Annotated in this window: 20 protein-coding genes; 15 read left to right on the top strand and 5 right to left on the bottom strand. The window is 35.3% G+C overall.

Going from position 1 to position 20,921, the window contains the following annotated elements:
* The first annotated feature begins 115 nt into the window (after positions 1-115).
* Complete coding sequence (locus tag DOK76_RS05150) at positions 116-2,056, top strand: ABC-F family ATP-binding cassette domain-containing protein (protein ID WP_206965460.1); 1,941 nt, start codon at positions 116-118, stop codon at positions 2,054-2,056.
* A 55-nt stretch (positions 2,057-2,111) separates the two neighbouring features.
* On the opposite strand, the gene DOK76_RS05145 is transcribed toward DOK76_RS05150, so the two are convergent.
* A complete protein-coding gene (locus DOK76_RS05145; protein WP_206965459.1) occupies positions 2,112-2,729 on the bottom strand; it encodes a DUF3885 domain-containing protein in 618 nt (205 codons plus the stop codon).
* Between the two features lie 165 nt (positions 2,730-2,894).
* Between DOK76_RS05145 and DOK76_RS05140 the strand changes: the two genes are divergently transcribed.
* Together DOK76_RS05140 and DOK76_RS05135 are read left to right on the top strand one after the other, a co-directional pair.
* Positions 2,895-3,383 (top strand): prolyl-tRNA synthetase associated domain-containing protein, encoded by a 489-nt coding sequence (locus tag DOK76_RS05140; protein WP_370590097.1) that lies wholly within the window; start codon positions 2,895-2,897, stop codon positions 3,381-3,383.
* A 14-nt stretch (positions 3,384-3,397) separates the two neighbouring features.
* Positions 3,398-3,757 carry a hypothetical protein gene (locus DOK76_RS05135; RefSeq protein WP_206965455.1) on the top strand — a complete coding sequence of 120 codons (360 nt, stop codon included), beginning with the start codon at positions 3,398-3,400 and terminating at the stop codon, positions 3,755-3,757.
* Positions 3,758-4,041: 284 nt separating this feature from the next.
* Here DOK76_RS05135 and queG read toward each other — a convergent pair whose 3' ends face one another.
* The gene (gene queG, locus DOK76_RS05130; protein WP_206965453.1) at positions 4,042-5,193 is read right to left on the bottom strand and encodes a tRNA epoxyqueuosine(34) reductase QueG; all 1,152 of its coding nucleotides are present in this window, start codon (positions 5,191-5,193) and stop codon (positions 4,042-4,044) included.
* Between the two features lie 107 nt (positions 5,194-5,300).
* On the opposite strand from queG, the gene DOK76_RS05125 reads away from it, so the two are divergent.
* Both DOK76_RS05125 and pepF read left to right on the top strand, forming a co-directional pair.
* On the top strand, positions 5,301-6,440 hold the full coding sequence (locus DOK76_RS05125) for a competence protein CoiA (RefSeq protein WP_206965451.1): 1,140 nt from the start codon (positions 5,301-5,303) through the stop codon (positions 6,438-6,440).
* A gap of 25 nt (positions 6,441-6,465) precedes the next feature.
* Positions 6,466-8,277: an oligoendopeptidase F gene (pepF, locus tag DOK76_RS05120; RefSeq protein WP_206965449.1), complete on the top strand. Its 1,812-nt coding sequence runs from the start codon at positions 6,466-6,468 to the stop codon at positions 8,275-8,277.
* 62 nt (positions 8,278-8,339) lie between these two features.
* On the opposite strand, the gene DOK76_RS05115 is transcribed toward pepF, so the two are convergent.
* Both DOK76_RS05115 and DOK76_RS05110 read right to left on the bottom strand, forming a co-directional pair.
* Entirely contained in the window at positions 8,340-8,951 is a 612-nt protein-coding gene (locus DOK76_RS05115; protein ID WP_206965447.1) for a DsbA family protein, read from the bottom strand.
* Between the two features lie 94 nt (positions 8,952-9,045).
* Positions 9,046-9,642: a CYTH domain-containing protein gene (locus DOK76_RS05110; protein ID WP_206965445.1), complete on the bottom strand. Its 597-nt coding sequence runs from the start codon at positions 9,640-9,642 to the stop codon at positions 9,046-9,048.
* Between the two features lie 167 nt (positions 9,643-9,809).
* On the opposite strand from DOK76_RS05110, the gene yjbM reads away from it, so the two are divergent.
* The 6 genes from yjbM (at position 9,810) to DOK76_RS05080 (ending at position 15,334) form a co-directional block, all read left to right on the top strand.
* Positions 9,810-10,481: a GTP diphosphokinase gene (gene yjbM / locus DOK76_RS05105; RefSeq protein WP_206965443.1), complete on the top strand. Its 672-nt coding sequence runs from the start codon at positions 9,810-9,812 to the stop codon at positions 10,479-10,481.
* Positions 10,478-11,272, top strand: coding sequence for an NAD kinase (locus DOK76_RS05100; protein ID WP_206965441.1), 795 nt, complete (start codon positions 10,478-10,480; stop codon positions 11,270-11,272). Before yjbM ends, DOK76_RS05100 begins: the two co-directional genes overlap by 4 nt.
* 16 nt (positions 11,273-11,288) lie before the next feature.
* Entirely contained in the window at positions 11,289-12,176 is an 888-nt protein-coding gene (locus tag DOK76_RS05095; RefSeq protein ID WP_206965439.1) for an RluA family pseudouridine synthase, read from the top strand.
* A 17-nt stretch (positions 12,177-12,193) separates the two neighbouring features.
* Positions 12,194-13,561 (top strand): magnesium transporter, encoded by a 1,368-nt coding sequence (gene mgtE / locus DOK76_RS05090; protein ID WP_206965438.1) that lies wholly within the window; start codon positions 12,194-12,196, stop codon positions 13,559-13,561.
* A gap of 111 nt (positions 13,562-13,672) precedes the next feature.
* On the top strand, positions 13,673-14,578 hold the full coding sequence (locus DOK76_RS05085) for a magnesium transporter CorA family protein (protein ID WP_206965437.1): 906 nt from the start codon (positions 13,673-13,675) through the stop codon (positions 14,576-14,578).
* A gap of 9 nt (positions 14,579-14,587) precedes the next feature.
* Positions 14,588-15,334, top strand: a complete 747-nt coding sequence (locus tag DOK76_RS05080) for a GNAT family N-acetyltransferase (RefSeq protein WP_206965436.1) — start codon at positions 14,588-14,590, stop codon at positions 15,332-15,334.
* A 57-nt stretch (positions 15,335-15,391) separates the two neighbouring features.
* On the opposite strand, the gene DOK76_RS05075 is transcribed toward DOK76_RS05080, so the two are convergent.
* The gene (locus DOK76_RS05075; RefSeq protein ID WP_206965745.1) at positions 15,392-16,036 is read right to left on the bottom strand and encodes a copper homeostasis protein CutC; all 645 of its coding nucleotides are present in this window, start codon (positions 16,034-16,036) and stop codon (positions 15,392-15,394) included.
* Between the two features lie 120 nt (positions 16,037-16,156).
* On the opposite strand from DOK76_RS05075, the gene DOK76_RS05070 reads away from it, so the two are divergent.
* The 4 genes from DOK76_RS05070 to recD2 all read left to right on the top strand — a co-directional run bounded on the left by DOK76_RS05070 (position 16,157) and on the right by recD2 (position 20,916).
* The gene (locus tag DOK76_RS05070) at positions 16,157-17,017 is read left to right on the top strand and encodes a methyltransferase domain-containing protein (RefSeq protein ID WP_206965435.1); all 861 of its coding nucleotides are present in this window, start codon (positions 16,157-16,159) and stop codon (positions 17,015-17,017) included.
* A gap of 221 nt (positions 17,018-17,238) precedes the next feature.
* The gene (gene trmL, locus DOK76_RS05065; RefSeq protein WP_206965434.1) at positions 17,239-17,742 is read left to right on the top strand and encodes a tRNA (uridine(34)/cytosine(34)/5-carboxymethylaminomethyluridine(34)-2'-O)-methyltransferase TrmL; all 504 of its coding nucleotides are present in this window, start codon (positions 17,239-17,241) and stop codon (positions 17,740-17,742) included.
* Positions 17,743-17,754: 12 nt separating this feature from the next.
* Positions 17,755-18,378, top strand: coding sequence for a histidine phosphatase family protein (locus DOK76_RS05060; protein WP_206965433.1), 624 nt, complete (start codon positions 17,755-17,757; stop codon positions 18,376-18,378).
* 30 nt (positions 18,379-18,408) lie between these two features.
* Complete coding sequence (recD2, locus tag DOK76_RS05055; protein WP_206965432.1) at positions 18,409-20,916, top strand: SF1B family DNA helicase RecD2; 2,508 nt, start codon at positions 18,409-18,411, stop codon at positions 20,914-20,916.
* Positions 20,917-20,921 lie beyond the last annotated feature (5 nt).

Genomic DNA, 20,921 nt, shown 5'->3' with positions numbered 1-20,921 from the left:
AGAAGCTAAAAGCAATTTATTAGCTTGAGAATGACGGGCTTTATCACAAATGAACTTTATAAATAACTGCTAACTGTGATAAACTATGCTCAGTATATTAAAGGTGGAGAAGGTTATGATTTTATTACAAGCCAATCAAGTGGCACGTCTCTTTGGTGATGATGTGTTATTTCAAAACATGCATATGGAAATTCAAGATCGAAGTCGTATTGCCTTAGTTGGACGCAATGGGACAGGAAAATCAACGTTCTTGAAGATACTAGCAAGAATCGAAGAACCTGATTTAGGTACGATTTCAACAACTAAAGAACTTACAATCGGTTATTTAGATCAGCATACAGGATTAGAGTCAACTAAAACTATTTGGGAAGAAATGCTTAGTGTGTTCGATCCTGTTCGAAAGATGGAAGAACGATTAAGATTTTTAGAAATTGAGATGTCAGAAAAGGCAACGGACAGTGATAGTCAGTCTTATGAGCAACTTTTAAAAGACTATGACCGTCTGCAACATGAATTTAATGAGTTAAACGGTTATGGTTACGAATCAGAAATCAAATCTGTCTTACATGGGTTTAGATTTGATGAAAGTTATTATGATCACTTGATTAGTAATTTATCTGGGGGACAAAAAACCAGATTAGCCTTAGCTAAATTACTGTTGGAAAAGCCAAACCTACTTATTTTAGATGAGCCAACGAACCATTTGGACATTGAGACGTTAAGTTGGTTAGAAAACTATTTACAAAATTACCGTGGAGCTCTTTTGATGGTTTCCCATGACCGTTACTTTTTAGATAAGATTGTCCAAGAAGTGTATGAGATTAGTCGTCAAAAAATGAGTCACTATAAAGGCAACTACACACGTTATTTGGCTCAAAAAGCAGAGCGTTTAGAACGTGAATGGAAAGAGTACGAGAAGCAACAAGTTGAAATTAATAAGTTAGAAGATTTTGTGGCACGTAATTTAGTTCGTGCTTCAACTACTAAGCGTGCTCAAAGTCGTCGTAAACAATTAGAAAAAATGGACCGTATGGATCGCCCTCAAGGAGACGAAAAATCGGCTAACTTCTTATTTGGCATTGAAAGAGAATCTGGTCGAGAAGTATTAGAAATCACTCAAGGAGCGATTGGTTACGGAGAAAAAGTTCTTTGTGAGCCTATTGATTTTCAACTGCGTAAGCAAGAAGCGATTGCCTTAATTGGACCAAATGGTGTTGGGAAATCAACATTATTGAAGTCAATTATTGAGGTGATTCCTTTTATTCGAGGAACACAAAAAATAGGTCATCACGTTACTATTGGGTATTACGACCAAGAACAAGCCAACTTAAGTTCTCGTCAGACAATTTTAGAAGAACTATGGTCTGAACACCCAACGATTCCTGAAAAAGAAATCAGAACAGTTTTAGGTAGTTTCCTTTTCTCAGGAGAAGATGTGAAGAAGACTATACCATTATTAAGTGGGGGAGAAAAAGCAAGAGTAGCCCTAGCGAAGTTATCGATGAATAAGGACAACTTTTTAATTCTTGATGAGCCAACGAACCATTTGGATATTGATAGTAAAGAAGTATTAGAAAACGCGTTGATTGATTACGAGGGGACATTGCTATTTGTTTCCCATGACCGTTACTTCATCAACCGAATTGCTACAAGTATTTTAGAATTATCTGAGACAGGTAGTAAGCTATATCATGGTAACTATGATTACTATTTGGAGAAGAAATTAGAAGAAGAGCAATTAAAAGAATTATTAGATGAAGAAACGCAAGAAGTAGTCTCTGAAGTAAAGACAGAAACAAAGAAAAATTTTGAGTTAGACAAGCAAAAACAAAGAGAACAACGCACCTTAACGAGACAAGTTGAGGCACTTGAAAAAGAAATGCATGAATTAGAAGAATCTATTGAAGCCTTACAAGAAGAGATGGGCTTACCTGAAAACTTAGAAGATCATGCTGTTTTACAACAACTCAATGATTCGTTGAATCAAAAGTTTGCTAAGCAAGAAGAGTTGTTAGAAGCATGGGAAGAAGCATCGATTGCTCTAGAAGAGTTTTAGTTAATAGTGAAAAAAGAATCCTTTTTGGGGATTCTTTTTTTGTTTTGTAGATTATCTATTCGATTGAATTATAAAAACGAGAGATATTTTCTTTGTCATAATCTAGTATCCAAGAATAATAGTGGTTAAACAGTTCTTTTTGTCTTTTCAAATTATCTGACCAAACATCGCACCCTCGATCATCGTATATATTAAGAATAATATTGTCTTTGGCATTGTAAAAAACAAAGGGGTTTCTAATTCTTAATTTGCCATGTCTATAAAAATCTTCATAACAAATGCCATCGATTACCTTTGTTATTCTGATATTACTTTTGGCTGTTTCTGTTACCAAAACAGTTGTTAGACCTTCATAGTAGTCCTCCCAAGAATTAGTGACAAAACTATCAATTACCTTGAACTCGTTTTTGTACAAATATTTTTTTATGTTACTTTTAGATGAATTATGAGAAATAAAAAAAATCATCTGAATGGTTTCCGAATACTTGAAAATGTCGTGAAATAAAGTAAGAGCTCTTTTTTTACCGTTTTCAACTGCATCAATCTGCTTATTATGAGCTACTTGACCATAATAAGTGGCATTATATCCATGCGCTAGCTCGAAGCGAATGTTTTCTTTTAATGGATAAGTATGATGGTGTGTTGAATAAATAGTTCTTAAAGATTGGTTCATGTCATCCCTCCTAAGATCAATTGTATCATTTTTTTATCAACCTAATTTGCTAGGGAAGGATTTGTGTGTTTAACATTATCTTTTAAGACTAGTTTTATTAATACACTACTTAGAAATCTAAATAAAGATGGTATAATGAATGAAACAAGTGAAGGAGTGAGTGATTTGAGTCTATATGAATTAGTGGCAACTACTTTAGATGAGTTAACTATCCCTTTTGAAATAGTCGAACATCCTCCAGCGTTAACCACAGAAGAGGCAGATGGTTATATTGAGGGAATTGAAGGTGTCCGCACAAAATCAATGTTTTTAACCAACAAGAAAAAGACGACGTACTATTTGGTGATTATGGATGACCAAAAACGTTTGGACATGGAAGTGTTAAAAGAGATAACTGAGGAAAAACGAATTAAGATGGCGTCCACCGATAGCTTGATGGAAAAAATGAAGTTACCAACAGGAGTTGTTTCTATATTTGGTTTGTTGAATAACGAAGAAAAAGATATCAAAGTCTACATTGATAAAGAAATTACAGAAGAAAAACGTATGAGTTTTCATCCGAATGTGAATACCAAAACGATATTCCTTAACACAGAGGATGTGTTTAAGTTTTTAGATAGTTTTGGTTATGATTATTCAATTGTCGAGCTTTAGCAAGGGGTTAGCTTATGAGAAAAGACTATTGGCAAATTGTCGTATTAACTTTAGTGTATGATATTGTTTATTTTTTATCTTTAGTTTTTGCGACAGGTTATGGTATAGGGATAAAATGTGATGACAATCAATTAATCGGCTATGTCTTAGTTATTGTGACGTTATTAATATGTTTAGTATCTTTTAAAGTTAAAGATACTATGTATCAAAAGAATGTGATTAAAGTAATGGGAGTTCTAATAGCTTTATTTTTGATACTATTCTTTTCTGGCATAGTAGGTTCAAATGAAGCTATGTTTTTATTTACTATTCCTATAATAGTGATACCAATATTTATTTACATGTGTATGTTTCATTATTTATGTTTTTACTAAAAGTTTTTTGGAAAATAAACATTATGTTAGTATCTAAATTTTAGGTGGTTACTATTTCTTACAACTAAATTCATAAAAAAGAAATAACTTAAGAGTTAATTGTTCATAGTTGAATTGTATTCTTTATACATACCAACAAAACAACCCTAACAAACTTTTTCATTTTATTTACTCCTCCAAAGTAAATAAACAACTCCTTTTAGTACCTAGTCTTGTAACGGCTAGGTACTTTTTTTATGGACTTAAACATATCAATAAAAAACGCTGATTAACCTACTAGGGGATTAATCAGCGCTTTTTAGATTAGCTATTGCTTTGTTTAATTCAGCAAGTGCTTCTTCATCTTGTTCTTTTTCGACTTTCTCTTGTAGGAATAAAAGGACTTCCTCGTTTCCTTTACCAAGTATGCCTAGTGACCAGGCAGCTGTTCCACGAATCACGGGACGTGGATCTTCTTCTAAACATCTCAAAATATTAGGAATAGCTGTTTTATCTCTTGCATTAGTTAAAGCGATAATAGCATTTCGTTGAATTGGTTTTTTACCGCGCCAAGAGCCTGCGAGATAACCGAATTTTTCTTTGAATTCTTTATTAGAAATTGTCAAAAGTGGTTTTAATAAGGGTTGAACGACTTCAGGATCAGGCTCCATCTCATCATGAAAATGAGAATTTTTTCCTTTGTTAAAAGGACAGACTTCCTGACAGATGTCACAACCATAAATAATGGTTCGAATCTTTGGTCGAAACTCTTCTGGCATCATGCCTTTGGTTTGGGTTTGATAAGACAAACAACGTTGCCCATTCATTCGGCCGTCCCCTAAAAGGGCAGAAGTGGGGCATTGGTCGATACATTTCGTGCAAGAGCCGCATTGGTTTTCTTTTGGTGTATCAGGTGCAAAAGGAATGTTAGTAATGATTTCCCCTAAGTAAACATAAGAACCGAATTCTTCAGTAATCAGTAAACCATTTTTCCCAATAAAGCCAAGACCAGCTCGTTGGGCGACAACAACATCAATCAATTCACCAGTATCTACCATGGGTTTAAAAGTTAACTCAGGATTGTTATCCCCAAGCTCTTTTATCTTATCAATTAACTTCTCCATACGGTCTTTCAAAATATTATGGTAGTCTGTTCCCCATGAAGCTCGGGCAAATTTACCTCGTTTTTCTCCGCGAATTTTTTCAGGTCGTGAATTCATACGAGAAGGATACGCAAGAGCAATTGAGATAATGGATTTTGGTTGATCAAAAATCAACTCAGGATAGAGGCGCTCATCAATATTTTGGTGTTCAAAACCAGTTGTATGCTTATTTTCTTTCTGTTCTAGGAGGCTTGCCTTCAAGTGGTCGAAGGGCTCAGCTGAGGTAAAGCCAATTTTATCGATGCCAATTTCTTTACTAACATTAATAATGTCTTGTTTTAATGTATCGTACATACGAGTGTCCCTCCTTATCTTATCTATCAGTATCAAGGACTAGGTGATAAATTTCAAGTAACTTTTCATATCTGACGAATATTTTAGGTGAAGCGAGGTGACTGAATGTGCTAGTAGCAGAAAATCATTTGAAAGAACGAGTGAATCTTTCGCGTCTCACACAAGAAGAAATAAATGACTATAAGAAAGAGCAGTGGTTTTGTTCGGCTTGTCACAGTGAAGTGATTATAAAAAATGGACAAGTTATCAGGCCTCATTTTGCCCACAAAGCTAGACAAATGTGTGAGGCATTTTCGGAAAATGAATCCGAAGAACATCTAAAAGGGAAAACACTCATTGCGACTAATTGTGAGACTTACGGGATTCCTTATGAGGTAGAGGCTTATTTGCCAGAGTTACAACAACGACCAGATGTATTAATCAATGGAAAGATTGCCATTGAATTTCAGTGTAGCTCTCTTTCTATTGAACGATTTAAAGAGCGAAGTGAAGCTTATTTAGCTCATGATTACCAAGTCGTTTGGTTATTAGGTAACAACTTTCATCTCAAGAAGCACTTATCTACTCTTCAAAAACAGTTTATCTATTTTTCAGTGAGCAGTGGTTTTTATATGTGGGAGCTTGATGTGACAAAAGAAACAATTTATCTGGATTATTTTTTGACAAAGCTACCACTAGAGTTAGTTTATAAGCGGCGTTACTTTTCTTTACATCACACGTCTTTAATAGATATATTGGCTTTTCCTAATAAGCAGCTGATGAAAGAAAATTGGCGGACGTTATCGAGTAAGAATTACAACGAGCAACAGAAAAAATGGAATCAACAACTTAATTTAAAGCAACCAAAAATCATGTTGCTTCAGTCATTTTTTTATGAAAAAGGGCATAACTTAAGAGAGATAAGTGATCTGTATTTTTTTCCAAGTTTTTTAACACCTTTATTAATGGAAGAAGAGTTAATTTTGCGTTTTCTACTTCATACCTATTTGTTAGACAAAGGAAAAGGCAATTTAGAAGAAATACTATTATTTATTAAAGAAGAGTATTCATTTCCTGTGTTTGTTTTAGTAGGAGAGGACAAATTATTGAGCTACTGTTTATCTTTGTATTTAACTTATTTAAGAAATCAAGGACTGGTACGAGTGGAGGGGAAAACTTATTTTTTGGTAAAAAAAGTTAATTCAACTACTACTTTTAAGTATGAAATTCTGTGGCTTCCTTTAAAATATGGTATGATTAGTAAGTAAATTATGAGAGGAGAGTTATGAAATAATGAGTGAAGCAAAACAATTACCAAATCGTTCAGATTTATCAGTTGAAGAAACATGGGATTTAACGCCTATTTTTAAAGATGATGCGGCATTTGATGCGGCGTATGATGCCTTAAGCAAACAATTAGAAGAAGCTCCAACTTACCAAGGAACTTTAAAAAATGGGGCAGATAGCTTTTTAAAAGCCATTGAGTATTTACTTAGTGTGTACCGTGAAGTGGAAAAAATTTATGTGTACTCTCACTTGAAAAATGATCAAGATACAAGTAACACGACTTACCAAGGATTATATGCTAGAGCAAGTAGTTTGGCAGCTCAATCAGGAGCAGCACTAGCTTGGTTCCAACCAGAAGTATTAACGTTATCAGATGAAGAAATTGATGGTTATTTTGCAGAAAATAAAGAGTTAGAAGTCTATCGTTATTTTGTTAAACAAATGACAGATGAAAGAGCTCACGTGTTATCAGCAAAAGAAGAAGAATTATTAGCAAACGCTAGTGAAGTGTTATCAGCATCAAGTGATACTTTCTCCGTTTTAAACAATGCTGACTTAAAATTCCCAATTGTGAAAGACGAAGCAGGAAACGATGTGGAATTATCACATGGTTTATACGGCCAATTAATGGAAAGCACTAATCGTGAAGTTAGAGAAGCAGCTTTTAAAGGTATGTACAGTGTGTACGAACAATTTAGAAATACTTTTGCTAGCACGTTAACAGCTAATGTGAAGAAACATAACTTTAACGCTAAAGTAAGAAACTTCTCTTCAGCTCGTGAAGCAGCTTTAAGTGCTAACCATATTCCAGAATCTGTTTATGATACTTTACTTGATGTGGTTGATAAAAACTTACCATTACTACATCGTTACGTTGCCTTACGTAAAAAATTATTAAATGTCGATACGTTACATATGTATGATATGTACACACCAGTTTTAGGGGACGCGCCAATTAAGCATTCTTATGAAGAAGCAAAAGAGATTTCTCTTAAAGGGTTAGCACCACTTGGTGAAGAGTATATCGACATTGTCAAAGAAGCTTATGCCGATCGTTGGATTGATGTAGTAGAAAACAAAGGAAAACGCAGCGGGGCCTATTCTTCAGGAAGTTACGACACAAAACCTTACATTCTTTTAAACTGGCATGATAGTTTAAATCATTTATACACATTAGTTCATGAGATGGGACATAGTGTTCATAGTTATTACACACGTAAAACACAACCTTACGTGTACGGTGATTACTCAATTTTCTTAGCAGAAATCGCTTCAACAACTAATGAAAACTTATTAACTGAGTACTTATTAAAAACAGAAACAGACCCTAAAGTAAGAGCCTTTGTATTAAATCATTACTTAGATGGATTTAAAGGGACAATCTTTAGACAAACTCAATTTGCTGAGTTTGAGCACTTTATTCACACAGAAGACGCAAAAGGAACTCCTTTAACAAGTGAATTCTTAAGCGACTATTATGCTGACTTAAATGCTAAATATTACGGTCCTTCTGTTGAGAAAGACCCAGAAATTGCTTATGAGTGGAGTCGTATCCCTCATTTCTATTACAATTACTATGTATTCCAATATTCAACAGGATTCTCTGCAGCCGCCGCATTAGCAGATAAAATTCTTAAGGGTGAGGAAAATGCTTTAGAGAATTACTTAGGTTTCTTAAAAGCTGGAAGTAGTGATTACCCAATCGAAGTGATGAAAAAAGCTGGTGTTGATATGACACAAGCAGCTTATATTGAAGATGCGATGAAAGTCTTTGAAGCAAGATTAAATGAATTAGAAGCGTTAGTAGAAACATTTTAAAACTAAAACAGCGAGGCTGACTCAAAATTGAGTTAGTCTCGCTGTTTGTTTCGTTTTTAAAGTTAATATAAGTGTAAACGATCGTCATCTGTAGAAAATTGACTGGTGTCACAGTGGGTTTTGAATAATTCTTCAATAATGGCATCAGGTGTATCTGCTTCAACTAACACCCCGAAATCTCGGTCACAGTTATAGTTGAAAATAACTGCATCAGAAAATGATTCGATACCCATCTCGTTGGCTACTTGCTGATCTAGTTTAAAGAAATCAACAATTAAATTAGACTCTCGGTCATGCTTAAACAACGTGAGATCTGCATTTATCTGCGTTAAAATCTGATGAACTAATTGAGTTGAATAGTTTTCCTTGTGACGTCCAACTTTTTTTTGTAATTCAAATAGAAATTGTCGACTTAATTTTTTTCCTTGAAGTTGTAAGGCTTTGTAGTCCAAACAAGCAGAATAAATTGAGTTACATAATTTATTTCTATTGTCTAAGTCTCCTAAGGGTAGGTCATGACTTTTTATATACTGTTGAATTACGCGAGGATTTACCAGTGGAATTAATCTAAAATGAACCTTTTCGGTTTCTTTATGGATGATCCGTAAAAACTTTTCTTCTACTTTTAAACTGGATTCATCTAAAGGATTTATAAAAAGGTATATCTCAATCATCTCAATGCCTCCTAACCACTAATGTCTTCCTTTTCAATCACATATAATCTACCAAAAAAATAAAGAAAGGAAAAGGAATAAGCTTGTGAAGATATTACGATGTTAAGCTATTTTTTCTTTCAAACATGCGCGCAATCTTTTTTGGTGCTGGTCGATAATCTAATTGATGTTGATTTAAAAAGTCATGGAAGAATTGGCGACCTTCCTCGCCGTTAGTTACTTCCATTTCAATTTCAAAATCTACCACACCGTAATAAGAGCTTTTATCAAGTACAAGTAGGGTATCTGGATTGAGATGAGATTCGCCTCGAATCGTACTTAAACGTCCTGTTTCCTTTAATGATTCAATAGGAATGTTTTCTTTTACGAGGTAATTTAGAACCTCGCTTGTTGATTGATTTAGTTGCTCAAGAAGGGGTTGTGTGTGATCAAAAGTGACTAAGTTGTCAGTTATTTCTAAATAGGTATAGTTATTATGTTGAGGGACTTTTAAGGTGAATTCGATAGTGTTAGGTAATAAGCGAATTCGTAGTCCTTGTTTTAGTTGTCTCAATAACCCATTAGGTGTATCAAAATAAATATTTGTTTGCATTTTTAATTCGTCTTGTGGAAGTTTGTAAAACTGAAGGAGTTGAAGGTATTCTTCCTCTGTTAACAAACTTTTGAATTCTATTTCCATTTCTTTTGACATGGAGAAATCACCTCTTAGCCCAAGTTTACTCTTATTTTGAGGCAAACTCAATTTTGAACCATTCTTTAATTAGTAGGAGAGACATGTAAAAGTACTGACTAACTTTTTAGTGGCTTTTGTGATAAAATAAGCGATGTATGTTTAAGAATAAGGGTGTGGAAAAGAAAATGATAGAAAATGAATGGAAATTATTTTTAGCCCCGTATGAACAAGCTGTTTCAGAGCTTAAGGTGAAACTGAAAAGTATTAGGCAACAATATAAAGAAAACAATCTTCATACACCGATTGAATTTGTTACAGGTCGTGTGAAGACTGAAGATAGTATTATGCTAAAAGCAAAACTTAGAAGCATTGAGCCTGAAAGAATTGATACTGATTTACAAGATATTGCAGGCATTAGAATTATGTGCCAATTTGTAGAGGATATCTACGAAGTGGTGGATTTATTAAGACGCAGAAAAGACTTTAAAGTCATTCACGAGAGAGATTACATTGAAAATAAAAAAGCCAGTGGTTATCGTTCTTACCATGTGGTTATCCAGTATCCTGTTCAACTTATTTCAGGAGAAAAAAATATATTAGTAGAAATCCAAATTAGAACTTTAGCAATGAATTTTTGGGCGACTATCGAACACTCTTTAAATTATAAATATCAAGGTGAATTTCCTGAAGAAATTAATACACGTCTCGAAAAAACAGCAGAAGCTGCCTTTTTACTAGATGAAGAGATGTCTAAAATTAGAGATGAGATTCAAGAAGCTCAACATATGTTTTCTTATCGCCGACCAAAGAATTCATTAAGATCCAATAAATCAGAAGAAGGAGATCCGCCATTATGAAAATAGCAGTTGTTGCCAATCAGGAACCTAAATCACAACAAGTAGCTAAAGAGTTACAAGACAAATTGCGTGTTGCTAACTTTGAAATCGATAAGGTGAAACCAGATGTGGTGATTACTGTAGGTGGAGATGGAACGCTCTTAGGTGCGTTTCATGCTTATTCTCATGAGTTAGACCGGATTAGATTCATTGGTGTACATACCGGTCATTTAGGTTTTTATACGGACTGGCGAGATTATGAGTTAGATTTACTTGTCAGTAGTTTATGTGAAGATACGTCAAAAAGCGTGTCTTATCCCTTACTTGACGTGACCTTAACGTATAATGACACGCGTCAAGATAAGCAGTTTTTAGCCTTGAATGAAGCAACTGTTAAAAATTTAAATCGCACTATGGTATCAGAAGTTTTTATTAAGGAAGAGCTGTTTGAAAAATTTAGAGGAGATGGTTTATCTGTCTCAACACCAACGGGATCAACAGCGTACAGCAAAAGTTTAGGTGGTGCTGTAATTCATCCACGAGTGAATGCGATTCAACTAAACGAAGTAGCTTCGATTAATAACCGAGTGTATCGTTCATTAGGTTCACCACTGATTATTGCTAAAGACGAGTGGATTACGCTTAATTTAGCAGAAGATGAGAGTTACCAGCTTCATATTGATCATTTGGTGATGACAGAAGATAATCTAGACACAGTGACAGTGAAATTATCCGAACAACGGATTCACTTTGCATCATATCGACACACGCATTTTTGGCGCCGAGTCAATGATGCGTTTATTGGGGAATAAGGGGAATTAGCAAGGCATGGAATTTGTTTGGCAAGTGACGGAAGAGTCCGTTAAGTTAAAAACGTTTTTAAAAAGCAAAGGTGTTTCAAAAAAATTATTAGCAAAAATTAAATTTCATGGCGGAGAAATGTCAGTGAATGATCAGATTCAAAATGCACTGTACATGGTTGTCCCTGGGGATGAAGTGAAAATTGTGATACCTGATGAGGGTGAGCATGAAACATTAATTCCTTATGAGGCACCCATTGATATTGTATTTGAAGATGACCATTTTTTAGTGGTGAATAAACCCAAACAAGTCGCTTCGATTCCTGCTCAGTATCACCCAGTAGGGACGATGGCTCACCGAGTCAAACATTATTACAATTCGCAAAACTATGTTAATCGAGTGGTTCATGTCGTCACTAGATTAGACAGAGATACAACAGGGTTGATGTTATTTGCTAAGCATGGATTTGCTCATGCCATGTTAGATAAACAATTGCAAAGTAAAGAATTAAAAAAATATTACACAGCATTAGTGAGTGGCCAGATTGATGAGTTATCTGAAAAGGGGCAGATAACTCTACGTATTGGACGAGATGAAACGTCATTAATTAAAAGACAAGTAAGAGAAGACGGTCAGGAAGCTATCACAGACTATTGGTTAGAAGAAGTAACTGATACCGTAGCACAAGTCGGTATTCAATTAAAGACAGGGCGGACCCATCAGATAAGAGTACACTTTTCAGGTGTGGGTTGTCCCTTACTTGGAGATAGCCTATACGATGGAGATATGGGATTAGGGATAGATAGACAAGCGCTACATTGTGCCAGATTAGAATTTAAACACCCCTTTACCCAAGAGCTTATTGTCTTAGAAGCTGAATTGCCAGAAGACATGAAGGCAGTTATGGGACACTAAAAAGGGGGAGCCACTTAATGAACGAAAACTTAGATATGGAGATGCAATTTGAGTCATTAAGACAATTGCTTCATGCAGATCGAATCAACGAATTTAGAGAAACTTTTTTAGAGTGGCATCTCTATGAACAAGGACAATTTTATTTTTCTTTGGATCAAAGTGAGCGACTTCGTTTATACACATACTTATCGCCAAAAGAAACGGCAGATATGTTTGACGTGATTGAGGAAGACCATGAGGATATGAAAGATTATTTGACTGAGATGGCACCTCGATATGTGGCAGATATGTTAAGTGAAATGTACGCAGATAATGCTGCCGATATTTTACATCAATTAGATAAAGAAGATGCATTGAAATACTTAAGCTTAATGCCTTCAGAGCATGTAAACCGCATTAAAGTCTTATTAGGTTATGAAGATAAGACTGCTGGAGCGATTATGACGACGGAATATATCTCCATTGTCGCTAACCAAACTATTCGCTCTGCTTTGACTTTACTTAGAAAAAAAGCAAGCGAAGCCGAAGTGATTTATTATGTGTACGTGGTAGATAAAGACAATCATTTGGCAGGGGTATTATCTTTAAGAGAGTTAATCATTAATGATGATGACACGTTGATTTCAGATATGATGGAAGAGCGTGTGATTTCTGTTGATGTAACAGAAGACCAAGAAGATGTTGCTAAAACCATTCGAGATTATGACTTTTTAGCGATTCCAGTAGTGAACTCAAGAAAAGAACTGCTAGGAATTATTACAGTAGATGATATTATTGACGTTATTGATGATGAGGCAACTAGTGACTATTCTGGTTTAGCCGGGGTTGACGTAGAAGCTACAGCAGAAACACCTTTGAAGGCTTCCATTAAACGTTTGCCGTGGTTAATTACGTTACTGTTCTTAGGTATGTCGACAGCGACTTTAATCAGTCATTATGAGTTGTTGATTAATGAAGCGAGTATTTTAGCTGTTTTTATTTCTCTGATTACAGGGACAGCGGGAAATGCGGGGACTCAATCCTTAGCCGTAGCCGTTAGAAAACTAGCCATCTCAGATGATAAAGACAATAATTTCTTTAAGTTAGTGATTAATGAAGTCCTAACGGGTTTAATCACTGGTTTAGTGACAGGTGTCGTGATTTTTGTTGTGGTTGGTTTTTGGAAGCATAACTTTGTTCTAGGCTTTGTGATTGGGATTGCTATGCTTTGCGCTATTACGGTGGCTAACTTAGCAGGTAGCTTTATTCCTATTTTAATGGAAAAAATCGGCTTTGACCCAGCTGTAGCAAGTGGGCCCTTTATTACAACTTTAAGTGATTTAACCAGTGTGTTAATTTACTTTAATATTGCTAGACTCTTTATGGGATTTTTAATTGAAATGTGATACTTAAGAAAAGTTACTGGAAAAGAACCAATTGTTCTTTCCCAGTGGCTTTTTCTTTATGTTATGATTAAATTAGAAGAGATTAGATTGTCAGTAAGGGGAGATGAGCACATGTTACTAGAACATAAAGTCAATAAACACATGAAATGGGTTGAAACCAAACAACTAACAGAACACGAGAAAAACGTCTTACTAGGTGATTATGACGTCCCGTTAGAGATTTTGGATTATGTCACCGATATTTATGAACAAAGTAATTATATCCACGATCCTGTTGAAGGATTAGAGCTAATTATTATGCATATTCCGGCTAAAGTAGACGGACAAAGTCGCTATATTTCACGCCCAGTTAGTTTTTTAATCAAGCATGACACGTTGTTTACTTTCAATGAGGGAGACGCTATTGCAGGGGTTGCTGACTTGACTCAAAATATGAGTACGGACAATGAGTACACACCAACTTCTTTTATGCTAGAAGGGTTATACTATTTAGTTGATAGCTACATTCCTGTGTTGAGAGAGCTCACCAAAGAACGTCACGTATTAGATGATTTGTTAACTAAAAAACTAACTAATCGAGATTTAGTGAAATTATCTTATTTACAACAGACTTTAACCTTTTTTGAAAGTGCCACAGAGAGTAATGTGGACGTCCTTAATCTATTGCTAAAATCTAAATTGGGTCAAAGTTTATCACCGCAAGATAATGAGCGCTTAGAAGACGTACTAATCGAAGCTGAGCAGATTACACACATGGCAGATTTGGAAGCTAAAATTGTGAATAAAATTTCGAGTATTTTTGATAGTATTATGAATAATAATCTAAATGATACGATGAAATTTTTAACAGTTTGGTCCTTAGCTATTGCGATTCCAACCTTAATTACAGGGTTTTATGGGATGAATATTAATTTACCAAAAATAGATTCAGAATATGGTTGGTTCTACTTGATTATTTTATCTATTTTATTAATTATGTGGCTGATTTTCTCTCTAAAAAAAGACAAGAAAATGTGAGGTATCTAGATGAAATCACTTTTAGAAAAGCAATTTGAAATTGATTTTAGTGCAACAAATACTGAGTTACAAGAGAATGTTTTTACGACCAATCAAAGTGATAATCGCTTTAGGTATTGGGCACGAGAAGAGGGGAGTATTGTTTCTTATAACAACCGAATCTATGTGCGAACAACCAATGAACAACTAACAGCAGAATTAAAGAGTAAGTACGGATCAAGACAGAGTGCTTGGTTATTTGAAGTGCCTAATTTAAAAGATATTGAAGAAATACTTCAAAAGTATGATGTGGAAATCACTCGTATGGCGCCTTTCTTTATCCCTAAAAAGAAGCTATCCGAACCAGTCATAACAGATGAGCGATTTGTTTTTATTTCAAAAGAAGAGATACCATCGTTTAAGTATGACACTCGAATCAAAGAAGCTTTTTGTTATTCCAAGACAGACGAGGACATGCTAGGTTTGGGTTATTATGAACAAGGCGAGTTAAAAGCTGTATGTGGTGTTAATAACACGGGGCAGTATGTTTGGGAGATTGGGATTGAAATTTTAGACAATACTTTAGAGGGAAGAGGCTTAGCGACTCAGATGTTAAGTTTATTGACGAGGAAAATTCAACAAGAATTCCCTGATATTGTCCCTGTTTATGGCACATCATTTTCTCATACAAAATCAATGAATGTTGCTATAAATGCTGATTATAAACTAGCTTTTTCAGAGTTAATGCTAGGAAAGATAAAGCCTTCAAAACAATAAAACACCTATGAATCAACACTGATTCATAGGTGTTTATTTTATCTATTAGTGAGCTGTTTATTTAAATGGAAAGTCAACAATCTTAGTGCCGTGGACTTCTTTTACTTGTAAGAAAGAAGTAACAGCGTCAATGTTTTTATAAGAAACATTACCACCAGGAAGTAAGGTGATGCGGTTGTTGGCGTAAGACATTAAATCATTAATGTACTCTAGGTTTTGTTCAATAGGTGTGCCGCTCATGCCACCATGAGTTAAAATACGGTCAACAGAACGTTCTGCTAACCAATCAATAGCTTGAAATTGGTTGTCACGACTCATCACATCAAAAGCCATGTGGAAAGTCACTTGCATACCAGAAGCTGCATCTAATAAGATTTCCATAGCCTCTTCATCGATCCAGTTATTTTCGTTTAAACAACCAATGACCACGCCGTCTGCTCCTAGCTGTTTGGCTTCATAAATATCTGCTTCCATAATTTTAATTTCAGTATCTGTGTAGATAAAGTTGCCTCCACGAGGACGAATAATTGGAAAGACAGGAATATTTTTTTCGCTACAATAAGCAATAGTCTCAGTCATAACCCCTTTGCTAACAGTCGTGCCACCAACAGCTAAGTTATCGCATAATTCAATACGATTTGCCCCTGAGGCAATAGCGTTAGGAATGTTAGTAAAGTTTTCAGCGCAAAATTCTTTGATAATCACAACATAATCCTCCAATATAAAACAATAATTTATCCATAGTATAGCATAAGCATGAAGCAATTCGAGAGTTTTTTATGTTAGAATAAAGAGAATATTAATGAAGGAGTTCATTTAAGCATGTTAAAAAAGAAGATAGATAATGGCCGTGATTTTTTGACGGCTCATTTAGATTTGTTTCAATGCCCTAAATGCCAAGCTGAGTTTACGGCTATTAAGGGAAATACCATGGTGTGTCAGAATAATCATGGATTTGATTTATCTAAAAAAGGAACGATTCATTTTCCTAATCACCACTTAACGAGTGATTACGATAAAGAGATGTTACTTAGCCGAAGAAATATGATTCAACAAGGATTGTATGCGCCTTTAGAAACAAAGTTAACTCAGTTGATTGAAGCAAGTCGTCAAAGTGAGACGATTGTCGATATGGGGTGTGGTGAGGGTAGTTTTGTCGAACGTCTAAAAGCAAACTTGCTAGAAAAAAACTTTATTGGATTTGACTTATCTAAAGATGGTGTTCAACTAGCCAGTGATTTTTCAGATCAAGGCTTTTTCTTTATTGGAGATGTTACCCAAATGCCTTTTCAAGATCAAAGCATTGATGTGTTACTTAATATCTTTTCACCGAGTCATTATGAAGAAATGAAACGCGTTCTATCTGAAGAAGGTGTCATTATTAAAGTGATTCCTGAGTCAGGTTATTTAAAAGAAATGCGAGAGAGTTTTTACCATGACAATGAGGACAAACAACATTACTCAAATGAGCAAGTCTATGACAAATTTAAGAAGGATATCCAGTTAGTTAGTGAAGAGCGTTTAACGTACACATATCCAGTTTTTCACAAAGATTATGAAGACATCTTGAAAATGTCTCCAATCCACTGGGGAGCAAGCGAGGAAGCTAAAGAGTACGCAAGAAAACATCCTTTTAAAGAATTAACTATTGATGTGAAAATATTGGTTGGAAAAAAAGCGTAATTTTCAGTTTCACTAGTTGTATATCTTGTGATTAGGTGATATACTGTTGTAAAGTCATTTTCAAAGGTTTTTATCAGATTCCTGTTCTGATAAAAGTTGTTGAGGGATGGCTCTCATCAACGTAACGACTCGCAGTGAACTGACACCGAGGCGATACGTTTTTTTTTATGTTAAAATTAAGCCATTCAAGATAAATTTTATAAAAGAAAGAAGTTAAATAAATGAATCATATTGTCCTATTTGAACCTCAAATTCCAGCAAATACTGGAAATATTGCGAGAACATGTGCAGCAACTAACACACCTCTTCATCTGATTGAACCACTTGGTTTTTCTGTAGATGATAAACATTTAAAACGTGCCGGACTTGATTATTGGCATGATGTTAATATTACATATCATCCTAATTTAGAGAGCTTTTTAGCTTCTATTGAAGGAGAAGAACTACACTTAGTTAGTAAATTTGCTCGCAAAACATACAGTGATGTGAACTACAATGATGGCAAGAACCATTACTTTATTTTTGGTAAAGAAACAACAGGTTTACCCGAGACGTTTATGCGTGAATACGAAGACGGTTGTATTAGAATTCCGATGAACGATGAGCATGTGCGTTCTTTAAATCTATCTAATACAGCAGCCTTAATTATCTACGAAGCACTTAAACAACAAGATTTTCCTAATTTAGAAAAGACCCACATTTATGAGAATGATAAGTTAAGCTAAGGAGGATTATGGGTGAAACTATATTTTACAAGACATGGCAAAACAGAGTGGAATCAAGCAAGACGTTTCCAGGGGATGACAGGAGATTCGCCGCTACTACCTGAAAGTTATGAGGAAATTAGGCAGTTAGGTGAGTACCTAAAAGAGGTGTCATTTGAAACAATTTATTGCAGTCCAATGTCACGAACTGTTAAAACGGTAGAGGGTATTGTGAGTGAGTTACAAATAAAACCTGAGATTGTCTTAAGTGACGAACTAAAAGAGTTAGGTTTAGGCGATTTAGAAGGCCAAAAAATAGCTTTAGGCAAAGAGTTATACCCGAAACAAATGCAAGCAATGAGAAGTAATCCAGCTGATTATGACCCAACTCCCTTTAAAGGAGAAACCTTTGAGGAGATGCTTGAGCGAAGCGTGCCTTATGTCAAAGAAAAAATAGCAGAAGCTTCAACGGGTCCTTTGTTATTTGTCAGTCATGGTATGACGCTAGGTGGTATCATTCAAACCCTAGTGGGAACACCCTTACCAGAGATTAGAAAACAAGGTGGATTAAACAACAATAGCTTAAGTATAGTGGACGTGACAGATGGCGTGTACACTTTAGAGCTATGGAATGATGATAGTTTTTTGACTAAATAAGATATCTCAAGAAAGGAGTGTCACCTATTGATGACTGAAAACGATGAAAAAAATTATATTGTTGGACAAGTCGTGACGACTTTTTTTGAGAATACAACTAATTTCTATAAAGTGTTGTTAGTCAATGTCAAAGACACAAACACGCCTTATATGGCGCAAGAAATCGTTGTGACCGGTACATTTGGTCAGATTCAGGAAGATGAAGTCTATCGTTTTTATGGTGACATCGTGAATCATCCAAGATACGGAGAACAGCTTAAAGTAGAAAGTTATCAGCAGGATAAACCGACCTCACAAGCTGGGATGATTCAATTTCTTTCCAGTGATAAATTTCCAGGGATTGGGAAAAAAATCGCAGAAAATATTGTTATGACACTAGGAAATGATGCCATTGATAAAATTATTGAAAATCCTGATTGTTTAACAGGTATTAAAGGCTTAACTGATAAAAAAATTGCGACTTTAGTAGAAACGGTAAAAGATAACTACGGTATGGAGCAAATTATTATTGGTCTAAATCAATATGGATTTGGGAATCAACTAGCCTTTAGCATTTATCAGTTTTATAAAGAAGAGACCTTAGCAATTGTTAATGAAAATCCTTATAAATTAGTCGAGGATATTGAGGGTGTGGGCTTTAAAAAGGCTGATGCTTTAGCTGAAAGAATCGGCATTGCAGCAGATTCATCTCAACGAATTCGAGCAGCTCTTGTCCATGAATTGTTTCAAAGTTGTTTAAATACAGGGGATACTTACATGGAGGCTCGTCAACTACTAGAAGCGACCTTAAGAACGTTAGAATCGAGTCGTCCAGTTGAAATCAATCCAACGGCTGTTGCTGATGAGGTGATCAATCTATCAGAAGAAGGTGTCGTGATCCAAGAAGGTACGAAGCTTTATGAGAAATCACTCTATTTTTCAGAAGTCGGTATAACCACATCTATTAAACGATTATTAAAGCGTAAGAAACAAATCCATTACCCAGAAGAGGAAGTAACTAAAGGGATTAAGTCAATAGAAAAACTATTTGATATTTCTTATGGGCCTTCTCAAATCAAAGCGATTAAAGAAGCGATTATGTCACCTTTCTTTATTTTGACAGGTGGACCAGGTACAGGGAAAACCACTGTGGTAAATGGGATTGTGACCTTGTTTGCTGAATTAAACGGGTTATCATTAGATTTAGAGGACTACACTCAAGATATTTTTCCTATTCTTTTAGCAGCACCAACAGGTCGAGCAGCTAAGAGAATGAATGAAATGACAGGCTTACCAGCTAGCACGATTCATCGTTTGTTAGGACTGACGGGTCGTGAAAAAGAAGTCTTAGAAGAATCGAAAGAACTTGAAGGTGGCTTACTTATTGTAGACGAAATGTCCATGGTAGACACATGGTTAGCCAATACCTTATTAAAAGCCATTCCTAATAACATGCAAGTTATTTTTGTGGGAGATAAAGATCAGCTCCCTTCAGTTGGACCTGGTCAAGTATTGACTGATTTGTTAGGGGTTCAAGAGATACCTAAGCGAGAGTTAACAGATATTTACCGCCAAGAAGATGGTTCAACGATTATTTCTTTAGCTCATAGCATTAAGAATGGGGTTCTACCTGAGGATTTAATGGTCAATCAAAAAGATCGTTCCTTTATTCCTTGTTCAGTGAACCAGATTGAGTCTGTTGTCGAACAAGTTGTTTTAAGAGCACAGGACAAAGGCTTCTCTTCTCAAGACGTTCAAGTGTTAGCTCCTATGTACCGAGGTAAAGCAGGGATTGACCAATTAAACCAAATGATGCAGTCTATTTTAAATGGCAATGAGTCTGGGACTAGAAAAGAAGTTAAGTGGCTTGATAAAGTTTACCGTATAGGGGACAAGGTCCTACACTTAGTTAATAGCCCAGAGTACAACGTGTTTAATGGAGACATGGGAGAAATTACAGGAATTACATACGGCAAAGAAACAGAAGATAAAATTGATGAATTAACCCTTTTATTTGATGAAACAGAAGTTGTTTACAAACGTCCAGAGTGGAATAAATTTACTTTGGCTTATGCGTGTTCGATTCATAAATCTCAAGGTAGTGAATTCCAAATGGTGATTTTACCTTTAGTCAAACAATACGGGCGAATGCTTCAGAGAAAATTAATTTATACAGCCGTTACAAGAAGTAAAGATTTTTTGATTTTATTAGGGGAAAAAGAGGCTTTTCGTTTAGCCATTGAAAGCGAAATGATACCAAGACAAACGACGTTAAGGTATCGATTAGTGGAAGACGAAGAGGCACTAAAAAACCAAGAGAGTCAGATGGCTCTTTACGAAGCGGAAAAAACAGAAGCAGTCAAAGAAGAATTAGAAGCACCTAAAGAAGTCGAAGGCGCATCTTCTAAAGAGTCCGACAAGGTGATTACGCTCTTTGATGACATCGCACCTGAAGCGCCAGATACGTATGAGTTATTGCCTGAGTTAGTTCTTAAAGGGAGTATCGATCCTATGATTGGTATGGAAGGTATCACTCCTTATGATTTTTTAGCCAATTAATGAAA

Source organism: Candidatus Vagococcus giribetii (assembly GCF_017316185.1).
Classification (GTDB): Bacteria; Bacillota; Bacilli; order Lactobacillales; family Vagococcaceae; genus Vagococcus; species Vagococcus giribetii.
Note: the sequence above shows the minus strand (reverse complement) of the source record. Positions and strands in the feature narration are given on the sequence as shown.

Coding starts and splice junctions, on each gene's coding strand:
- DOK76_RS05135 (WP_206965455.1), top strand. CDS start 3,398: ATGAGAAAAGACTATTGGCAAATTGTCGTATTAACTTTAGTGTATGAT.
- queG (WP_206965453.1), bottom strand. CDS start 5,193: ATGTACGATACATTAAAACAAGACATTATTAATGTTAGTAAAGAAATT.
- pepF (WP_206965449.1), top strand. CDS start 6,466: ATGAGTGAAGCAAAACAATTACCAAATCGTTCAGATTTATCAGTTGAA.
- DOK76_RS05115 (WP_206965447.1), bottom strand. CDS start 8,951: ATGATTGAGATATACCTTTTTATAAATCCTTTAGATGAATCCAGTTTA.
- trmL (WP_206965434.1), top strand. CDS start 17,239: ATGAATCATATTGTCCTATTTGAACCTCAAATTCCAGCAAATACTGGA.
- yjbM (WP_206965443.1), top strand. CDS start 9,810: ATGATAGAAAATGAATGGAAATTATTTTTAGCCCCGTATGAACAAGCT.
- recD2 (WP_206965432.1), top strand. CDS start 18,409: ATGACTGAAAACGATGAAAAAAATTATATTGTTGGACAAGTCGTGACG.
- DOK76_RS05070 (WP_206965435.1), top strand. CDS start 16,157: ATGTTAAAAAAGAAGATAGATAATGGCCGTGATTTTTTGACGGCTCAT.
- DOK76_RS05095 (WP_206965439.1), top strand. CDS start 11,289: ATGGAATTTGTTTGGCAAGTGACGGAAGAGTCCGTTAAGTTAAAAACG.
- DOK76_RS05100 (WP_206965441.1), top strand. CDS start 10,478: ATGAAAATAGCAGTTGTTGCCAATCAGGAACCTAAATCACAACAAGTA.
- DOK76_RS05145 (WP_206965459.1), bottom strand. CDS start 2,729: ATGAACCAATCTTTAAGAACTATTTATTCAACACACCATCATACTTAT.
- DOK76_RS05110 (WP_206965445.1), bottom strand. CDS start 9,642: ATGTCAAAAGAAATGGAAATAGAATTCAAAAGTTTGTTAACAGAGGAA.
- DOK76_RS05080 (WP_206965436.1), top strand. CDS start 14,588: ATGAAATCACTTTTAGAAAAGCAATTTGAAATTGATTTTAGTGCAACA.
- DOK76_RS05150 (WP_206965460.1), top strand. CDS start 116: ATGATTTTATTACAAGCCAATCAAGTGGCACGTCTCTTTGGTGATGAT.
- mgtE (WP_206965438.1), top strand. CDS start 12,194: ATGAACGAAAACTTAGATATGGAGATGCAATTTGAGTCATTAAGACAA.
- DOK76_RS05085 (WP_206965437.1), top strand. CDS start 13,673: ATGTTACTAGAACATAAAGTCAATAAACACATGAAATGGGTTGAAACC.